The 18,264-nt window shown below is 62.1% G+C and carries 18 protein-coding genes; 13 read left to right on the top strand and 5 right to left on the bottom strand.

Features of this window, described 5'->3' with window-relative positions; all coding sequences use genetic code 11:
* Positions 1 to 19: 19 nt before the first annotated feature.
* Positions 20 to 634: a DUF1120 domain-containing protein gene (locus BFQ01_RS03275; RefSeq protein ID WP_065924215.1), complete on the bottom strand. Its 615-nt coding sequence runs from the start codon at positions 632 to 634 to the stop codon at positions 20 to 22.
* 46 nt (positions 635 to 680) lie between these two features.
* Positions 681 to 1,304: a DUF1120 domain-containing protein gene (locus BFQ01_RS03270; protein WP_065924214.1), complete on the bottom strand. Its 624-nt coding sequence runs from the start codon at positions 1,302 to 1,304 to the stop codon at positions 681 to 683.
* Between the two features lie 416 nt (positions 1,305 to 1,720).
* Here BFQ01_RS03270 and BFQ01_RS03265 point away from each other — a divergent pair, with 416 nt between their 5' ends.
* From BFQ01_RS03265 to dacB, 7 genes are all read left to right on the top strand, one after another.
* Positions 1,721 to 2,530 (top strand): response regulator, encoded by an 810-nt coding sequence (locus tag BFQ01_RS03265; protein WP_065924213.1) that lies wholly within the window; start codon positions 1,721 to 1,723, stop codon positions 2,528 to 2,530.
* A 198-nt stretch (positions 2,531 to 2,728) separates the two neighbouring features.
* Complete coding sequence (locus tag BFQ01_RS03260; protein ID WP_065924212.1) at positions 2,729 to 3,364, top strand: response regulator transcription factor; 636 nt, start codon at positions 2,729 to 2,731, stop codon at positions 3,362 to 3,364.
* Between the two features lie 93 nt (positions 3,365 to 3,457).
* The gene (locus BFQ01_RS03255) at positions 3,458 to 3,928 is read left to right on the top strand and encodes a nuclear transport factor 2 family protein (protein WP_065924211.1); all 471 of its coding nucleotides are present in this window, start codon (positions 3,458 to 3,460) and stop codon (positions 3,926 to 3,928) included.
* A 36-nt stretch (positions 3,929 to 3,964) separates the two neighbouring features.
* Positions 3,965 to 4,240, top strand: coding sequence for a GIY-YIG nuclease family protein (locus BFQ01_RS03250; RefSeq protein ID WP_065924326.1), 276 nt, complete (start codon positions 3,965 to 3,967; stop codon positions 4,238 to 4,240).
* A gap of 75 nt (positions 4,241 to 4,315) precedes the next feature.
* Entirely contained in the window at positions 4,316 to 5,251 is a 936-nt protein-coding gene (locus BFQ01_RS03245; RefSeq protein ID WP_065924210.1) for a glutathione S-transferase family protein, read from the top strand.
* 109 nt (positions 5,252 to 5,360) lie between these two features.
* Positions 5,361 to 7,778: a TonB-dependent siderophore receptor gene (locus BFQ01_RS03240; protein WP_065924209.1), complete on the top strand. Its 2,418-nt coding sequence runs from the start codon at positions 5,361 to 5,363 to the stop codon at positions 7,776 to 7,778.
* Positions 7,779 to 8,074: 296 nt separating this feature from the next.
* Positions 8,075 to 9,520, top strand: a complete 1,446-nt coding sequence (dacB, locus tag BFQ01_RS03235; RefSeq protein WP_065924208.1) for a D-alanyl-D-alanine carboxypeptidase/D-alanyl-D-alanine endopeptidase — start codon at positions 8,075 to 8,077, stop codon at positions 9,518 to 9,520.
* Position 9,521: 1 nt separating this feature from the next.
* On the opposite strand, the gene BFQ01_RS03230 is transcribed toward dacB, so the two are convergent.
* Entirely contained in the window at positions 9,522 to 10,301 is a 780-nt protein-coding gene (locus BFQ01_RS03230) for an IclR family transcriptional regulator (RefSeq protein WP_065924207.1), read from the bottom strand.
* A gap of 120 nt (positions 10,302 to 10,421) precedes the next feature.
* Here BFQ01_RS03230 and hmgA point away from each other — a divergent pair, with 120 nt between their 5' ends.
* Genes hmgA through BFQ01_RS03210 form a run of 4 tightly spaced genes read left to right on the top strand, consistent with a single transcriptional unit; the run spans position 10,422 to position 15,066 of the window.
* Positions 10,422 to 11,705, top strand: coding sequence for a homogentisate 1,2-dioxygenase (hmgA, locus tag BFQ01_RS03225; protein ID WP_065924206.1), 1,284 nt, complete (start codon positions 10,422 to 10,424; stop codon positions 11,703 to 11,705).
* Between the two features lie 3 nt (positions 11,706 to 11,708).
* A complete protein-coding gene (gene fahA, locus BFQ01_RS03220; RefSeq protein ID WP_065924205.1) occupies positions 11,709 to 12,995 on the top strand; it encodes a fumarylacetoacetase in 1,287 nt (428 codons plus the stop codon).
* A 12-nt stretch (positions 12,996 to 13,007) separates the two neighbouring features.
* Positions 13,008 to 13,646, top strand: a complete 639-nt coding sequence (gene maiA, locus BFQ01_RS03215; protein WP_065924204.1) for a maleylacetoacetate isomerase — start codon at positions 13,008 to 13,010, stop codon at positions 13,644 to 13,646.
* A 49-nt stretch (positions 13,647 to 13,695) separates the two neighbouring features.
* The gene (locus tag BFQ01_RS03210) at positions 13,696 to 15,066 is read left to right on the top strand and encodes an MFS transporter (protein WP_065924203.1); all 1,371 of its coding nucleotides are present in this window, start codon (positions 13,696 to 13,698) and stop codon (positions 15,064 to 15,066) included.
* A 172-nt stretch (positions 15,067 to 15,238) separates the two neighbouring features.
* Here the strand turns inward: BFQ01_RS03210 and BFQ01_RS03205 are convergent, their stop codons facing one another.
* The gene (locus BFQ01_RS03205) at positions 15,239 to 16,042 is read right to left on the bottom strand and encodes a SirB1 family protein (RefSeq protein ID WP_065924202.1); all 804 of its coding nucleotides are present in this window, start codon (positions 16,040 to 16,042) and stop codon (positions 15,239 to 15,241) included.
* 185 nt (positions 16,043 to 16,227) lie between these two features.
* On the opposite strand from BFQ01_RS03205, the gene BFQ01_RS03200 reads away from it, so the two are divergent.
* Positions 16,228 to 17,247 carry a Leu/Phe/Val dehydrogenase gene (locus tag BFQ01_RS03200; protein ID WP_065924201.1) on the top strand — a complete coding sequence of 340 codons (1,020 nt, stop codon included), beginning with the start codon at positions 16,228 to 16,230 and terminating at the stop codon, positions 17,245 to 17,247.
* A gap of 55 nt (positions 17,248 to 17,302) precedes the next feature.
* Here the strand turns inward: BFQ01_RS03200 and BFQ01_RS03195 are convergent, their stop codons facing one another.
* Positions 17,303 to 17,563, bottom strand: a complete 261-nt coding sequence (locus BFQ01_RS03195; protein WP_012722374.1) for a YebG family protein — start codon at positions 17,561 to 17,563, stop codon at positions 17,303 to 17,305.
* A gap of 423 nt (positions 17,564 to 17,986) precedes the next feature.
* Between BFQ01_RS03195 and BFQ01_RS03190 the strand changes: the two genes are divergently transcribed.
* Positions 17,987 to 18,232, top strand: a complete 246-nt coding sequence (locus BFQ01_RS03190) for a DUF6124 family protein (protein WP_065924200.1) — start codon at positions 17,987 to 17,989, stop codon at positions 18,230 to 18,232.
* Positions 18,233 to 18,264: the final 32 nt, after the last annotated feature.

Here is an 18,264-nt window from a genome sequence, read left to right as displayed (position 1 = left end):
GTGAGTCTGTGTGTGGCACTTACAAGTAGCTGACCTGGACCGTGGCGTGCCCGTCGACGGGCACTTCATCCGTCAGCGTCAGGCTATCGGCGGGGGCGATGTGGGTGAACAGGCGGATTTCAGCGTCGAAATCCTTCACCGCGATCGGCACCAGTTGGTTGCCCACCGCGACGGCGGTCAGCAGGGTGTGCGTCAGCAGGCTGGTTGGTAGCCACGTCACGCCGCCGTCTTGTGAGGTGATGGTGCGTACCGCGACACCATCAGCCACGGGACCATAGAGATGGAAAACCGTGCCGCCGAGCTTTTCGCCTTCCTGGGTCAGGCCCAGCCCATGCCAGTACTGGTGGTTGGCAGAGGAGCCGGCGCGGTTGTCGACGGTGGTCAGGGTGAAGAACGTCGGTGCTTCACAACGCACGCTCAATTGCATGGATTGGTTGGGCAATGAGGTGTATTGCCCGGCGTTGAGGTCCTTGACTGCCATTTTTCCGAAGTCGATTGTGCCGCCGCCGGAGATCAGTGGCGCACAGGCGCTCGGGGTGATGGTGCCTTTGACCGTGAGGTCGGTGTTGCTGTCGGCCATTACCGGCGGCGCGAACAACAGTGTCAACATGAGTCGGGAGGCAAAAGCGTTCATAGGCAAAGGGTTCTTTACAAGAGGGGTCTACGTAGCGTCGACCGGGTTACAGGTACTTCACTTCCAGTGTCGCTGAGCCGTCCAATGCCACTTCATTGGTCAAGGTCAGGTCTTTTGCTGGCGCGATAGCGGTGTTGAGTACGATTTCCACGGCTGCATTCTTGAGGGGGTGAGGTGCCCAACCGCTCTCACCGTTGAAATCGCCGAAGGCAAACAATCGATTCGGTTCTACCGCATCGTCCTCATAAAGCTCTGACCACCGCCCGTCAGTGAACATCGTCAGCATGATCGAGGGGATATCGGTGACGGGATTGCGCAGCGTGATGTAATACCGCCCCAGCTTCTCTGTTCCGTTGATCAGACCCAGGCCATAGGCACCGGCGCGCATTGAGGAGCCTGCACGGTTGTCGACGGGGTTGATGCCAAACAGCGTGGAGGCTTCACAACTCACGGTCAGTTGCAGGGTTTTGACCTCAAGCAGGGTTTGGCTCTCTTGACTCAGGTCTTTGGCGGAGATTTTCCCAAAGTCGACGGCGCCAGGCAGGTTGGGGGTACAGGCGCTCGGCGTGATCAACCCCTTTACTGTCAGGTCTACGGAGCTGGCGGCGAAGGCCGATGTTGTGCTGGCGAGTAACAGGGCGGTGCCCACCAGATTCAGGGACTTGTTCATTGTTCAGATTGTTCCAGTGCAAGGTCGGCTGTTTAAGGCGTGCGCAAGCCTTTACCAGTCCCGTTGAGGGGCAGGTTGCAAGGTGGCTTGGCGCGCTGTGTCGAGGCTGCCGCAGTGCGGCGAGCCCGTTCCCTCTGATCGGGGTGGGGCGCAATGTAGCGAGGGGAGGGGCCGCGAGAAATACAACTTTTACGACAATGCCGAGGGGGCCTGAAAGTCAATCGGGTCCATGTCGGAATAGATGCGAGATCATGTAGGAAAATTGGTTTTTCGTAGTTGTTGCATCGTCTTAGAAGTGGTCATGAAGATATTTTAGTCTGGCGATAACGGTCATATGAGTGTGCTTAGGCGCATCTCTGACTCTTGCGCCAGCGCCAACCGGGCGCTGGCGAACCGATCGCAACACTGAGGTGACCATGGAGACTGGCGTATCGTTGAGCGCAGTGCTTTCCCGTGAATTGACTCCCTCGACCGCGCTGCCACCACACTGGCAGCATTTGAAGGTGCTGGTGGTGGAAGACCACTCCGCCTACCGCGCCTTGATGGGGTGGTTTCTGCATAAACTGGGGCTTGGCCATCAGCTGGCCGTCGATGGGCTGGACGGCCTCGCGGCGCTCGCCGAATACCCCTACGATCTGGTGATCAGCGACTGCCAGATGCCCGTCATGGACGGCTACAGCATGAGCCGGGCGATTCGACGGCGCGAATGCGCGAATGCGTCGGCACGCGTACCGATTATTGCCTTGACCGGCAACTTGGTAGACGACGATCCGCAACGTTGCCGCGAAGCAGGCATGGACGCCTGGCTGCTCAAACCATTGACCTTCGATCAACTGCGTGAAGTGCTGGCACTGTGGCTTCCCGGCCCGCCCGTTGCTGCACCGGTTTATCGGCTGTCAGCGCGTTGGCCAACCCGTGCCGGGCTGATTGATACCTTTGGAGATGCCCAAGTGGTGAGCCAGATGCTGGCCAGCCTGCTCTGTGAAGCCCAGGAGGACAGCGCTGCCTTGTTTCAAGCCCGACTGGCCTCGGATGTCCCTTCGACTGTCGAACGCCTGCATCGCCTGGTGGGAAGCCTGGCGTTTCTCGGCGTGGCTGAACTGGAGGGGCGAGGCATGAGCTTGATCGATCAAGTCCATGCTCAGGGCATCAGGCAGAGCACGCCTGCGTTGGAAGCCTTTGAGCGGGAGCTGCGTGACTACCTCACGTACTTGGGTTCCCTGTGAAGCCATTGCTGTTTGTAGGAAAAATAAAGCCTGAATTGCAGTCTATGGATGTAGGGTTTTTCTTTTTATTTTGTAGGCCTGCATAGAGCAGCTACGAAACGTTGATCGCAACGCAAACGCCTGGATTTAGACGGTTGTTGAGGGCCGCGGGCGAGGGTATTTTGCGCTGAATCAAGTTGCCATCATCTGTGGGTGTTTATGCTTCGCGTGATTATTGCTGACGACCATCCCATCGTGCGTATCGGGCAGCGAGTGGTGGTCGAGGCCAATGGCAGGTGCAAAGTGGTCGGCGAGGCCGATGGGCCTGACCAACTGCTGCGTTTGCTGGAAACGACCCCCTGTGACGTGCTGGTGACCGATTTCGCCATGCCGGGTGGCCAGCAGGCCGACGGGTATGGCTTGTTGAGCCTGTTGCACCGCCAGTACCCGAAGTTGCCGGTGATTCTGGTCACGATGTTCGCCAACGTCGCCACGTTGCGCGCCTCCTTTGCCCATGGGGCCCAGGCGATTGTGGCCAAAAGTGCCTCGGCCAAAGAGTTGCCGCTGGCGATCAATTCGGTCAGCGCAGGCCAGACCTTTGTCAGCGAGTGCTTGCGGGTGCAATTGATACAGGCTGGAACCGGCGACCAGTCGCAACAGCCACAGTTGTCGGGCAAGGAACGGGAGGTGGTGCGCATGCTGGCCAGTGGGCTGACGGTCAGCCAGATCGCCGCTCGGGTCAATCGCAGCATCTCGACCATCAGCAAGCAGAAAAGTACGGCGATGCAGCGTCTGTGCATCTCTACCGATGTCGACTTGTTCGCCTATGCCCGCAGTTGCGGCATGGTGCCGTAGGTGCACCGGCATTCGCCGGATAAATGCCGATAGTGTTCAACCGCGCCAGGGCTTATCGTACCGAGCCCTGAACCTGATGGATGGAAGCTGCCCATGAGTGACGCCCACACCGCGCTGATCACCACGTTCTACAGTGCGTTTCAACGGCTGGATGCCGAGGCCATGAGTGCCTGCTACACCGAGGATGTACTGTTCAGCGACCCGGCTTTCGGCGAGTTGCGCGGGCGCGATGCCGGCGACATGTGGCGCATGCTGACCACGCGGGCCAAGGATTTTTCGCTGACGTTCGACCAGGTTCGCAGCGATGACACCACGGGCAGTGCCCGTTGGGTGGCGACTTACCTGTTCAGCCAGACCGGCAATATTGTGGTCAACGATATCCAGGCGCGTTTTGTGTTTCGTAACGGCAAGATCTGCGAGCACCACGATCACTTCGACCTGTGGCGTTGGTCGCGCCAGGCATTGGGCACCAAGGGCCTGCTGCTGGGCTGGACGCCGCTGGTGAAAAACGCCGTGCGCGCCCAGGCGAACAAAGGCTTGAAGGCATTCCAGGCCAGTCGTTGATAAGCTTGGCGCTCCTCTGGTGTGTTGAAGCTTGCCGTGACTGATCCCGCTGAACCCAAACCCTGGTACGTCTACCTGGTGCGCGCCGCCAACGGCGCGCTGTATTGCGGCATCAGCAATGACCCGCTGCGCCGGTTCGCCTCGCACCAGAGCGGCAAAGGCGCGCGGTTTTTCCTGAGCAGCCCGGCGGTGGCGCTGGTGTATACGGAGCAATGCGCGAGCAAGGGCGAGGCGCTGCGCCAGGAGCGGTTGATCAAGAAACTGAAGAAGAGCGCCAAGGAATGTCTGGCGGCGCAGGGCTCATTGATCTGACTGATAGGCTCCCATCACGCCACCAGAGCCGGTTGCACGCTAAGCTGCGGGTTCATTTACCCCGTGGACCCCAGCATGCCTGAGCTAATCCTGCACCACTACCCAACGTCTCCTTTCGCGGAAAAAGCTCGGCTGCTGCTGGGCTTCAAAGGTTTGTCCTGGCATTCGGTGCATATCTCGCCGGTGATGCCCAAGCCAGACCTGACAGCCCTCACCGGCGGCTACCGTAAAACCCCAGTGCTGCAAGTGGGCGCCGATATCTACTGCGACACCGCCTTGATCGCCCGCCGCCTGGAGCAGGAAAAAACCGCGCCCGCGCTGTTCCCGCTCGGCCAGGAAATGATCACCCAAACCTTTGCTACCTGGGCCGACAGCGTGGTGTTTGCCCACGCGGTGAGCCTGGTGTTTCAGCCGGAATCGGTGGCGGTGCGCTTCGGCAAACTGCCGCCGGAAGCGATCAAGGCGTTTCTCGCCGACCGCGCCGCGCTGTTCAGCGGCGGCACCGCGAGCAAGTTGCCAGCCGAACTGGCCAAGCACCAATGGCCAGCGATCATGGCGCGCCTGGAGCAGCAATTGCAGCGCGAGGCCGGGGACTTCCTGTTTGGCGAGCCGTCGATTGCCGACTTTGCCCTGGCCCACCCGTTGTGGTTCCTCAAGGCCACGCCGGTGACTGCGCCGTTGGTGGATGCTTATCCGGCTGTGTCTGCATGGCTGGGCCGCGTGCTCGGTTTCGGCCACGGCACGTCCAGCCAGATGACGGCCGAGCAGGCCTTGGAGATTGCGCGCGACGCCACACCGGCAGCGTTGCCGGACGAAGTGTTCGAGGACTTGAATGGCTTTAAGGCCGGCCAGCAGGTGAGCATCAGCGCCATCGACTACGGCGTCGACCCGGTCGCCGGCGAATTGCTGTTTGCCGGGCGCGAAGAACTGATCCTGCGCCGTACCGACCCACGCGCCGGCACCGTGCACGTGCACTTCCCTCGCTTTGGTTTTCGCCTTCAGGCGCACTAACTGAAAATATTTGCAAATAAACGTGAGGTAAACCGGCGGCCCATCCGTGTAGTGCTTGAAACTGCGATCTATTCGCATTAACAGCGTTTTCTACACGGGTTCTCACAGCATGAAGTCGACGGCGGGCGGTTTGGTTAAACAGTGGCTGGGAGCCTCGGTACTGGCGGTATCGGGGCTGGCCTTGCTGCCCCTGTGTGTGGCACAGGCGCAGGAGCAGCAAAGCGCCCAGTTCAAGTTTGCCCTGGCTGCCAAACCGCTGCCCCAGGCCCTGAGTGATTTCAGCCGGGTCACCGGTATCAGTGTGATCTACACCGATGAAGCGCCCTACGGCCTCAGCGCCCCGGCGGTCAGCGGGCAGATGAGCGCGACGCAGGCCTTGCAACGCCTGCTGGGCAACTCCGGGTTCACCTTCCGCCAGATCGACCCCCGCACCCTGGCGCTTGAGCCGCTGCCGACCGACGGCGCGGTCAACCTCGGCGCTACCACCATCAGTGGCATCGGCCAACCCCAGGACAGCACCAGCTACCAGCCGCCGCCCACCAGCTCGGTGATGCGCTCCCGTGCCTTGCTGCTGGAAACCCCGCAGACCGTCAACGTGGTCCCCGCCCAAGTGCTGCGCGACCAGACCCCGCGCAATCTGGATGACGCCCTGGGCAACATCAGCGGCATCACCCAGGCCAACACCCTGGCCAGCACCCAGGACGCGGTGATGCTGCGCGGCTTTGGCGACAACCGTAACGGCTCGATCATGCGCGACGGCATGCCGGTGGTGCAGGGCCGTGCGTTGAACGCCACGGCGGAGCGTGTCGAAGTGCTCAAGGGCCCGTCCTCGCTGCTGTATGGCATCCAGGACCCGGGCGGCGTGGTGAATATCGTCAGCAAAAAGCCCGAGCTGACCCAATCCACAGCCCTGACCGTGCGCGGCTCCACCTTCGGCAACGGCAAGAACGGCAGCGGTGGCAGCCTCGACACCACCGGGCCGATCGGTGACTCGGGCCTGGCCTATCGCCTGATCGTCGACCATGAAGACGAAGACTACTGGCGCAATTTCGGCACCCACCGCGAGTCGCTGGTGGCGCCGTCCCTGGCCTGGTACGGCGATTCAACCAAGTTGTTGTTCGCCTACGAACACCGCGAATTTCTCTCGCCGTTCGACCGCGGCACCGCCATCGACAAGTCCAACCACCCGCTGGACATCCCGGCCACTCGCCGTCTGGACGAGCCGTTCAACAACATGGAAGGGCGTTCCGACCTGTACCGCTTTGAAGCCGACCACGACTTGAACGACGACTGGAAAGCCCATTTCGGCTACAGCTGGAACCGTGAGACCTATGATGCCAGCCAGGTGCGTGTCAGCGCGGTAAATACCAACGGCACCCTGACCCGCAAGATGGACGGCACCAAAGGTGCGATCACCACCGACCGTTTCGCCACGGCCAGCCTGGAAGGCAAGGTCAATGTGCTGGGCATGCAGCATGACCTGGTGTTCGGCCTGGACGACGAGTACCGCAAGATCTACCGCGCCGACCTGATTCGCCAGAACTCGCGCGGTACGTTCAACTACAACAACCCGGTGTACGGCAACGAAGTCGCGGGCACTACCGTCAGCGCCGCCGACAGCGCCCAGACCGACCTGTTGCGCAGCGACTCGCTGTTCTTCCAGGACGCGATTCACCTGACCGACCAGTGGATCTTTGTGGCCGGTGCGCGCTATCAGATGTATGACCAGTACGCCGGCAAGGGCGTGCCGTTCAAGGCCAACACCGACGGCAACGGCCAGGCCTGGGTGCCGCGTGCCGGCCTGGTGTATCGCTACACCGATGAGTTGTCGTTCTACGGCAGCTACACCGAGTCGTTCAAACCCAACTCCACCATCGCCGCCTTGGCCGATGGCAGCACGTTGACCGGTGACCTCACGCCGGAGGAATCCAAATCGTGGGAGCTGGGCGCCAAGCTCGACATCCCCGGGCGCATCACCGCCAGCGCAGCGTTGTTCACTATCGACAAGCGCAATGTGTTGGTGTCGGTGGGGTCCCTCGCGAACACCGTCTACAGCATCGCCGGCCAAGTGCGCTCCCGTGGCCTGGAGCTGGACGCCAGTGGCCAGTTGACCGATCAGTGGAGCGTGATCGGCAGCTACGCCTACACCGACGCCGAAGACATCAAGGACAAGGACCCGACGCTGGAAGGCAACCGCCTGCAAAACGTGGCCAAGCACACCGGCTCGCTGTCGGTGGCCTACGACTTCGGCAACATTTTCGGCGGCGACCAATTGCGCGTGGGCACCGGTGCACGCTACGTCGGCGAACGCGCCGGCGACGCCGCCAACGACTTCAACCTGCCGGGCTACACCGTGGCTGACGCCTTCGCCACCTACGACACCAGGATCGACGGGCAGAAGGTCAAGTTCCAGGTCAACGTGAAAAACCTGTTCGACCGCGTTTACTACACCTCGGCGGCCAGTCGCTTGTTTGTGTCCATGGGCGATGCGCGGCAGGTATCGGTGTCCAGCACCCTGGAGTTCTAAAACCTGGCGAGCTCCCTATGGCAAGTGTGCTCCTTGTTGTGGGCAGGCTTCCTCTGGTGAGCGGGCTTCCTCTGGTGAGTGGGCTTCCTGTGGTGAGCGGGCTTCTTGTGGTGAGCGGGCTTGCCCCGCGTTGGGCTGCGAAGCAGCCCCAAAACAGACTCCATGGTGTTCCTGAAAGAACGCGACGGCATCATTAAGGGCGGCTTCGCCACCCAACGCGGGGCAAGCCCGCTCGCCACAAAGGTACGGAGCTGTTAGCGTTGCGGCCATTAATGGCTTTGCGGAACACAGTACTGATGCACTTTGGACGATGGCTGCACCTGCTGTGCCTGAGCGTTTTACTGGGCGGCTGCGCGAGTGTTTCGCAGCCTTCCACGCCTTCAACCCTGGATCAGCTGTTGGCCGATCCTGTCCTCAACGGCGCCACGGTTTCTATCATGGTGCGCGACGCCCGCAGCGGCAGTACCCTCTATCAGCACAACCCGCGCACCCGTCTGATTCCGGCTTCCAACCTTAAGTTGCTCACCACCGCTGCGGCGATGGATGTGCTGGGGCCGCAATACCGTTTTTCCACCCAGCTGTTGAGCAACGGCACCCGGCAAGGCGAGCGCCTGGCCGGCAACCTGTACCTGCGCGGCCTCGGCGACCCGACCACGCAGTTCGTCGACTACCAGGCATTGGCCGCCCAGTTGGCGAGCCGGGGCGTGCGCCAGGTACAAGGCGACCTGGTTTTCGACGACACCTGGTTCGACGCCGAGCGCCTGGGCGTGGATTGGGCGCAAGACGATGAAAGCACCTACTACGGCGCGCAGATTTCGGCATTGACAGTGTCTCCCAATGCGGATTTTGACGCGGGCACCTTGCTTGTCACCGCGAAGGCGCCCGTCGCGCTCGGCCAGCCAGTAAGCGTGATGCTGAGCCCGTCCACCGACTACGTGCAACTGAGCAACCGTGCCGTCAGCGGCCCCGGCAACAGCTACGCCATTACCCGCCAGCACGGTACCAACCTGCTGCAACTCAGCGGCGCGCTCGCCCCGGGCAAGCAAAGTCGGCAGTGGGTGAGTGTGTGGGAACCGACGCAACTGGTGGCCAATCTGTTTGAGCAGGCCTTGGCGCAGCAGGGCATCCAGGTGCTGGGCCGGCGCGTGATCGGTGGCGCCAGCCCCGCGACGGCGACAGTGTTGGCGGAGCATCAATCGGCGCCGTTACAGGACTTGATCACACCGCTGCTCAAGCTCTCGAACAACAACATGTCCGAAGCGTTGCTCAAGGCCATGGGCCGCAAAACGGCCAACGCGGGTACGGCGGCGGCGGGCGTGGTGGCGGTAGCGGCGTTCATGCAGCGCCAGGGCCTGGACCCGGCGACGCTCAGCCAGGTGGATGGCTCAGGTTTGTCGCGGCGCAATCTGGTCTCGTCGCAGAACCTGACCGACCTGCTGCTGGCTAGCGCCAAACAGCCCTGGTTCGATGCCTGGTACAACGCCTTGCCGATTGCCGGCAATGCCGACCGTATGACCGGCGGCAGCCTGCGCTATCGACTGCGCGGGACGGCTGCGGAAAACAACCTGCACGCCAAGACCGGCTCCATGGCCGGCGTATCATCGCTGAGCGGCTATATCACCGATGCCGAGGGACGGCGCCTGGTGTTTTCGATGATCAGTAATAACTACGTCAGCGACGCAGCCCCTGTCCGCGCCCTCGAGAACCGCATGGCGTTGGCGCTGGCCCAGTGGCACGACTAGCTCAGGGCTGGTAGCCCATCCGCCAACTCACGGCCTGGGTCGCCGCCAGCAAACGCTGCGCCGCCGGGCCATCTTCGTCGGCGTGGAACAGCGAGGTGGGGCCGACCACGGTCATCACCGCCGCCACGTGCCCGACCGCGTTGAATACCGGTGCCGACAGCGCATCCACCCCCGGCATCAGCAGGCCATGCACAAAGTGCAGGCCGCGCCGGCGGATTTGTTCACAGGCCATGGCGTAGGCCTGGTCGTCGGCGAGGGCATGGGCGGTGCCGGCCTGGATTTCACGCTCCCGCAACTCGACGGTTTCCCGCGACGGCAGGAAGGCACTGAACACCAGCCCGGTGGACGAACTGAGCAGAGGCAACACCGACCCCAATTGCGTCACCACCGTCACCGCGCGTACTGCCGGTTCGATCTGCACCACCGTCGCGCCCTGGTTGCCCCATACCGCCAGGAAGCAGGTTTCATTCAACTCGTCGCGCAGCTCTGCCAGGGGCATCGCGCCGACTTTCAGCACGTCCATGCTGCCCAGTGCGGCCAGGCCCACGCGCAATGCTTCGCGCCCCAGGCCGTAATGGTTGGTGGCGGCGTTCTGTTCGGCAAAACCCGAGGCGATCAGCGCCTGTAAATAACGATGCACCTTGCTCGCCGGCATCTGCACATGATCGGCCAGCCGCGACAACGACGTGGAGGGCGACAGTTCGGCCAGGGCCTTGAGGATGTCGGTGCCTACTTCGGCCGATCGGACTTTCTGTTTACCGGTGTCGCGGGGCTTTTCCATGGAGGGGCGAGAATCCGAGAGATGAATGGGCGTCTTTATAGCTTGACGGTCGATAGTGATCAAATTACGTTATGCGTAACTGGATTACGATAAAAACAACTTCCGCCTTGAGGATGATCCATGAACCTCGAATACCTGTCGGGCTTCGGCAATGAATTCGCCAGCGAAGCCCTGCCCGGCGCCTTGCCGGTCGGCCAGAACTCTCCGCAAAAAGCACCCTACGGGCTGTATACCGAACTGTTTTCCGGCACCGCCTTCACCATGGTGCGCAGCGAAGCCCGCCGCACCTGGCTGTACCGCATCCAGCCATCGGCCAATCACCCGGCGTTCGTCAAGCTGGAGCGGCAGCTGGCCGGCGGCCCGTTGGGGACGGTGACGCCCAATCGCCTGCGTTGGAACCCGTTGGATATTCCGAGTGAGCCGACGGACTTTATCGACGGCCTGGTCGGCATGGTGGCCAACTCAGGGGCGGAAAAACCCTCAGGCATCAGCATCTACACCTACCGCGCCAACCGCTCGATGGACCGCGTGTTCTTCAATGCCGACGGCGAACTGTTGATCGTGCCCGAGCAGGGCCGCCTGCGCATCGCCACCGAACTGGGGGTGCTGGACGTCGAGCCGCTGGACATTGTCGTGTTGCCCCGTGGCCTCAAATTTCGTGTCGAACTGCTGGATGCACAGGCGCGCGGTTACGTCGCCGAAAACCATGGCGCGCCGCTGCGCCTGCCGGACCTGGGGCCTATCGGCAGCAACGGCCTGGCCAATCCGCGTGACTTCCTCACCCCGGTGGCCCACTACGAAGACCTCAGGCAACCGACCACGCTGGTGCAGAAATTCCTCGGTGAACTGTGGGCGTGCGAGCTGGACCATTCACCACTGAACGTGGTGGCCTGGCACGGCAATAACGTGCCGTACAAATACGACCTGGGCCGCTTCAACACCCTTGGCACCGTGAGTTTCGATCATCCCGATCCGTCGATCTTCACCGTATTGACATCGCCCACCAGCGTGCACGGCCTGGCCAACCTCGACTTCGTGATCTTCCCGCCGCGCTGGATGGTGGCCGAGAACACCTTCCGTCCGCCGTGGTTCCACCGCAACCTGATGAACGAGTACATGGGCCTGATCCAGGGCGCCTACGACGCCAAGGCCGAAGGCTTCCTGCCCGGTGGCGCGTCGCTGCACAGCTGCATGAGCGCCCACGGCCCGGACGGCGAGACCTGCACCAAGGCCATCAACGTGGACCTGGCACCGCACAAGATCGATAACACCATGGCCTTCATGTTCGAGACCAGCCAAGTGCTGCGTCCCACTCAGTTCGCCCTGGAGTGCCCGCAACTGCAACCTTCCTATGACGCGTGCTGGGCCTCGTTGCCCGTCACCTTCAACCCGAACCGGAGATAACCCATGACGCAGCCAACCCCTACCCGCAGTTGGGTAGCCTCCGCCAATGGTCACCGTGATTTCCCCCTGCAAAACCTGCCGCTGGGTGTGTTCAGCATCAACGGCTCGGTGCCGCGCAGTGGCGTGGCGATTGGCGACGCGATCCTCGACCTGCACGCCGCCGTGGATGAGTTTGAAGGCGAAGCCCGCCGCGCCGTTGATGCGACTGCGGGCGGCCAGTTGAACGCCTTTTTCGAGCTGGGCCGTGGCCCGCGCGTGGCCTTGCGCGAGCGCCTCCTGGAGCTGCTCGCCGAGGGCAGCAAGCTGCAGGCCCGTGAAGCGCAGGTGCTGCACCGCGCCGCCGATTGCCAGATGCACCTGCCGGCGAAGATCAACGACTACACCGACTTCTACGTCGGCATCGAGCATGCGCAAAACGTCGGCAAACTGTTCCGCCCGGATAACCCGCTGTTGCCGAACTACAAGTACGTGCCGATCGGTTATCACGGCCGCGCCTCGACCATTCGCCCCTCGGGTGCTGACGTCCGTCGCCCCAAAGGCCAGACCTTGCCGGCCGGCCAGACCGAACCAAGCTTCGGCCCCTGCGCGCGCCTGGACTACGAACTCGAGCTGGGCATCTGGATCGGCCAGGGCAACGCCATCGGCGACTCGATTGCCATCGGCGATGCAGCCGAGCATATCGCCGGTTTCTGCCTGCTCAATGACTGGTCGGCGCGGGACATCCAGGCCTGGGAATATCAGCCGCTGGGCCCGTTCCTGTCCAAGAGCTTCATCACCAGCATTTCACCGTGGGTGGTCACGGCCGAAGCCCTGGAACCGTTCCGCAAAGCACAGCCGGCGCGGCCCGAAGGCGATCCGCAGCCACTGCCGTACCTGCTGGATAAGCGTGACCAGGCCGCTGGCGCCTTGGATATCGAACTTGAGGTGCTGTTGACCACCGCCGCCATGCGCGAACAGAACCTGCCGGCCCATCGCCTGGCCCTGAGCAACAGCCTGCATATGTACTGGACCGTCGCGCAATTGGTGGCGCACCACAGCGTCAACGGCTGCCAATTGCAGGCCGGCGACCTGTTTGGTTCGGGGACGTTGTCGGGTCCTGAGGCCGGGCAGTTCGGCAGCCTGCTGGAGATGACCGAAGGCGGCAAGAAGGTCATCGAGCTGCCTTCCGGCGAAGTGCGCCGGTTCCTGGAGGATGGCGATGAAGTCATCCTGCGCGCCCGCTGCAACCGTGAAGGCTTCGCCTCCATCGGCTTCGGCGAATGCCGTGGCACTGTGGTCTCGGCGCGCTAGGAGGGCAGGGCGATGGAACTCTATACCTACTACCGCTCTACGGCGTCCTACCGGGTGCGCATCGCCCTTGCGCTCAAGGGCCTGGTTTTCACTGCGGTGCCCATCAACCTGCTGGTGCCGGCGGGTGGCGCCAATCGCCAGCCCGAATACCTGGCCATCAACCCCCAAGGTCGCGTTCCGGCCTTGCGCACCGATGACGGCGAGCTGCTGATTCAGTCCGCGGCGATCATTGAATACCTGGACGAACGTTATCCACAGGCGCCGCTGCTTTCCAAGGACATGGCCACCCGTGCCCATGAACGCGCAGTGGCGTCGATCATCGGCTGCGATATTCACCCGCTGCACAACTCCAGCACCCAGAACCTGTTGCGTCAGTGGGGACATGACGAGGCGCAGGTGCTGGAGTGGATCGGGCATTGGATCAGCCAGGGGCTGGGTGCGGTGGAACAGTTGATTGGCGATAAGGGCTATTGCTTCGGCGAGCAGCCGGGGATGGCTGATGCCTTCCTGATTCCCCAACTGTATGCGGCGGAGCGCTTCAAGGTGCCGTTGGGGGCGTATCCGCGCATCGGCAGGGTGGCGGCGTTGGCGGCGCAGCATCCGGCATTTATCCAGGCCCATCCGGCCAATCAACCCGACACTCCTGAGTGATCGTGCCCACGCAGAGCGTGAGCACAATAATAAAAACAGGTACCTTGCGATGCACAATCAGATTGCCAGCTTTCGCGCGGCACTCGATGCCCGTCCGGTGTCGCGCTACCAGTGGTTGATTCTCCTGTTGCTGGCCTTGTTGCTGGTAACCGATGGCTACGATGCCCAGGTGCTGGGTTATGTGGTGCCGGCGCTGGCGTCGGATTGGGGGCTGGAAAAGGCCGCGTTCGGACCGGTGTTCAGTGCCAACCTACTGGGGCTGACCTTGGGCTCGTTGCTGGTGACACCCCTGGCCGACCGCTTTGGCGTACGCCGCATCCTGCTGGGCTGCGTGCTGATCTATGCCAGCCTCACGGTGTTGATGATCTTCGCCAGCTCGCTGACAACGCTGATGGCGGCGCGCTTTATTTGCGGTATCGGCATGGGCGGCGCGATGCCCAGTGCCATGGCGTTGATGTCGGACTATTCCCCGCCACGTTTGCGCACCTTGATGGTGACGTTGGCGGCGTGCGGCTTCTCGTTCGGCGGCGCAGCCGGTGGGTTTGTGGCCGCAGGATTTATCGACGGCTTTGGCTGGCAGGCGGTGTTTCTTGCCGGCGGCGTGACGCCGTTGCTGCTGTTCCCTTTCCTGGTGTGGCTGCTGCCGGAATCCCTGCCGCGCCTGCTGCGCGATGCGCCGCCGTATGCACGCTTGCATAAGGTCACCGCGCGCGTGTTGCCTGGGTGGCGTGCGCCGCTGGAGGGCGAGGAAGAAAACCGCCACGAGCAGGGCAGCCCGTTGACGGTGGTGGAGCTGTTTCGCCATGGCTATGCACGCCCGACCGTGCTGATCTGGGCGACCTTCTTTGTCAGCCTGATCCTGCTGTATTTCATGATCAGCTGGTTGCCGTCGCTGCTGCTGGAAAGTGGCCTGGCGTTGAGTGAAGCCAACCTGGTGACCTCGATGTTCCTGTTCGCCGGCACCTTGGGTGCCATCGGCATGGCCTGGTTTGCCGACCGATTGAAGCGCAAGGTGCGGCTGTTGTCCGGCGTGCTGGCGGCAGCGGCGGTGTGTACCGTGCTGCTGGGGCTGAACCACGACAATCCGCGCTATCTGGTGGCCTGTGTGTTTGCCGCCGGGTTTTGCATCATCGGCGGGCAACTGACCCTTAATGCTTTCGCCAGCAATTTTTATCCGGCGCATGTACGCGCCACCGGTACGGGTTGGGCATTGGGTGTAGGGCGCTTCGGCTCGATCCTGGGCCCGTTGCTGGGCAGCATGCTGCTGGCGATGCATATTCCGGTGCAGCAGATTTTCTTCTTCTGCGCGATTCCGGCGGTGATCGCGGCGTTGTTGATCATTCAAGTGCGCTCGCCCGCGCCTGACGCGCCGAAGAGCTCTTTGCACGGCGATATCCTCAAGGTACCGGCCAATCACTGAAGATGTTGCATCTACATCGAGCAGGATCACTGTGGTGAGCGGGCTTGCCCCGCGCTGGGCTGCGTAGCGGCCCTAAAAATCGTGGGAGCGCTTCGCACTCCAGCGCGGGGCAAGCCCGCTCACCACATAAGCCCGCTTGCCACAGGGAAATAGGCGCTTGAGAGCAGTGGGTTCAATGCACCACGGAGTTGGGCGGCAGGTGCCCCAGGCGTTCAGTCAGGCGCAAGCGTTGGATCGGGTCTTCGCTGAGCATCAGCGCGTGTTCAAGGTCGAAGCGCTCGGCGTTGGGGCAGTCCAGGCGTTGATACAGGCTGGCCCGTGCGAGGTAATCGGCAGCGCTGGCATTGCCCAGTTCCAGCACGCGCTCGGCGTCGATCAGCGCGGCCAGGGGGTTGTCATTGGCCAGGTGCAACTGGCGCAGGTTGCGGGACAGCCGTTGCAGGATCGAACGGGGTTCGGCGGTGTGCAAGTGGTCGACCTGCAACTTGAGGTTGGGGCCATACTGGCGTTGCAGCAGCTCGCGGCAATCGTTGGGGTACAGGCGTCGTCCGCCGCAGGGGTCCAGCAGGTGATCGGCACCGGGCACCCGCAGCAGGAAGTGGCCGGGAAAGTTGACGCCGACCATGGGAATGCCCAGGCGTCGCGCCAGCTCCATGGCAATCAACCCCATGGCCAGGGGCTGCCCGCGTTTGCGTTGCAACACCTTGTCCAGCAGGGCGGCGGCGGGGCGCAGCGGGGTGAAGTCATCCTGGGCGAAGCCGAGGTCATTCATGCGTCGCAGCAAGGGTTGGCCCAGTTCATCCGCCGGCAGCAGGGGCATGCCCAGGCTGACCTGTTGCTCGAGCAGTTTCAGGTCCTGCATGATCAACGCCGGCTGCACCGCCGGGTCATGCTCGGCGGCGATCCACAGCGCGGCTTCAAACAGCGCGGGGGGCGAACGTTCCAGGCAGGCGAAAAAAGCGTGACGGGGATTCATTGCATTCTCCGGCGAATGCCCCCGTTTTAGCCTTGCTGGGAATTTTCGTCCAGTGGCTTAAGAAATATCCTATCCGCTTATGTCACAAGACCTACAAAACCGGACGGCTTATTCCAGCGCACTTCGGCAGTTTTCTGCCGCAAGCCTATACTTGGCGACACAAGAAGTGATTCGGGAGCTCGACGATGTTTGCTCTCATGCACAGCACCCGCCTTGAATCGCTGCACCTGAGCATCGACCCGGTGACGGGGTTGAAGGCGGTCATAGCCATCCACAACAGCCGCCTGGGCCCAGCCTTGGGTGGTTGTCGCTACCTTGCCTACCCCGACGATGAAAGCGCCGTGGCGGACGCCGCGCGCCTGGCCCAAGGCATGAGCTACAAGGCCGCCCTGGCCGGGTTGCCGGTGGGTGGCGGTACGGCGGTGATCCTGCGCCCCGCCCATGTGGAAAACCGTGCGGCGCTGTTTGAAGCCTTCGGTCGTTGCATCGAGCAACTCGACGGTCGCTACATCACCGCCACCGACAGCGGCACCTCGGTCGCCGATATGGACTGCATCGCCCAACACACCCGTTTCGTTACCAGCACCACCGCTGCCGGCGACCCGTCGCCCCATGCCGCCATGGGCGTGTTCGCCGGGATCCGCACCACCGCCATGGCCCGACTGGGCAGTGACAACCTCGAAGGCTTGCGCGTGGCAATCCAAGGGCTGGGCAACGTGGGTTACGCCCTTGCTGAACAACTGCACGCCGCTGGCGCCGAACTGCTGGTCAGCGACATCGACCACGGCAAGGTGCAGCTGGCCATGGAACAGCTCGGCGCGCATCCCATCGCCAACGACGCCTTGCTCAGCACCCCGTGCGACATCCTCGCCCCCTGCGGCCTGGGCGCCGTGTTCAACCGCCAGAGCGTCGGCCAGCTCCGCTGCGCCGCCGTCGCCGGTTCCGCCAGTGCACAACTGACCAACCTGCAAGTGGCCGACCAACTCGAAGGCCGCGGCATCCTCTACGCCCCGGACTACGTGATCAACTCCGGCGGCCTGATCTACGTCGCCCTCAAGCACAGCGGCGCCGAGCTGCCGACCATCACCGCGCACCTGTCCAATATCGGCACGCGCCTGACGGAAATATTCGCCCACGCCCAGGCCGAAAAACGCTCACCCGCACGGGTCGCGGACGAACTGGCCGAGCGATTGCTCTACAAATAGACCACGCATTAAAAAGGCCCTGAATCCATGATTCAGGGCCTGTTCAATTCGGGCTTTATTCCGCCGGTGCGTTCAGCAACTCGGACAACGCATCCGGTTGGCTCTTGAACGCCTTGGCAAACACATCGCGATTCTTCGCCATGTAGATCCCGGCTTCCTCCACCTGCTGTTCGCTCAGGGACGGCACGGCTTTTTGCAACACTTCTGCGAGCAACTCAGCGAGTTCAAGCATCTTGTCATGACGGTCAGCTTCGGCTTTATCCATGAACAAACGCTCCAGATCTCGGCTGCTGCGGTATACCACTTCGACGGCCATTCACCACCTCACATGCCTTCACGATAGTTGTCTTTTGCGACTACTGTATTTATATACAGCTAAAAGGGTAAGCCAAACCGTGGGGTTTGGGTAGCAGTTTTTTAATGTAGCCGGGAAATAGGGGTTTGCTACACCGGAAATTTCTGACAACTTGCCGGGGTTGCGCTGGAATTGTCCGGTGGCTTACTTTCACCGGGCGCTGCAAATGCAGCTAGCGGGCTTGGCGGCCCAACAAGGAAGCGCAACAACACCCCTATAAGACTGCAGGCGTTTTTTGCATTTGCATTCTTGTGTCATGGCGGGTTGCGCATGGACCCTTCGGGGTGCCGGGTTGTTCCTTACCGGTCCGCCAACCTTGTGCAATCCGTCACCCAACCTGCTTGGCGGCAGGCGGTGATGGTTTCTTAACTAAGGAACTAATCTATGAAAAAAATCACTCCCAACCCCCCGTCCACCGATTCGACGCTATTCAGCGTCACGCCTGAAGCTGACACAGAAACCTTACTGGCTAACGCCAGCGAAACCCTGAACAGCGCCCGTGAAATGGCTAATATGCTGGCATTCGACCTTGAAGGTCCGCAGCGAAGTCTGGTATTGGCCATTCACCAATTGGTTGAGATTGGCGGTCTGTTAGTCGACCAAGCGCTAGAGAAAGTCGCACCAGTTTGATGCCAAGCCCTCTGACCGTTCCTACGTTTATG

Source organism: Pseudomonas sp. 8 R 14, assembly GCF_900005955.1.
GTDB classification, from domain to species: domain Bacteria; phylum Pseudomonadota; class Gammaproteobacteria; order Pseudomonadales; family Pseudomonadaceae; genus Aquipseudomonas; species Aquipseudomonas marginalis.
This window is presented reverse-complemented; position numbering and strand designations above follow the sequence as displayed.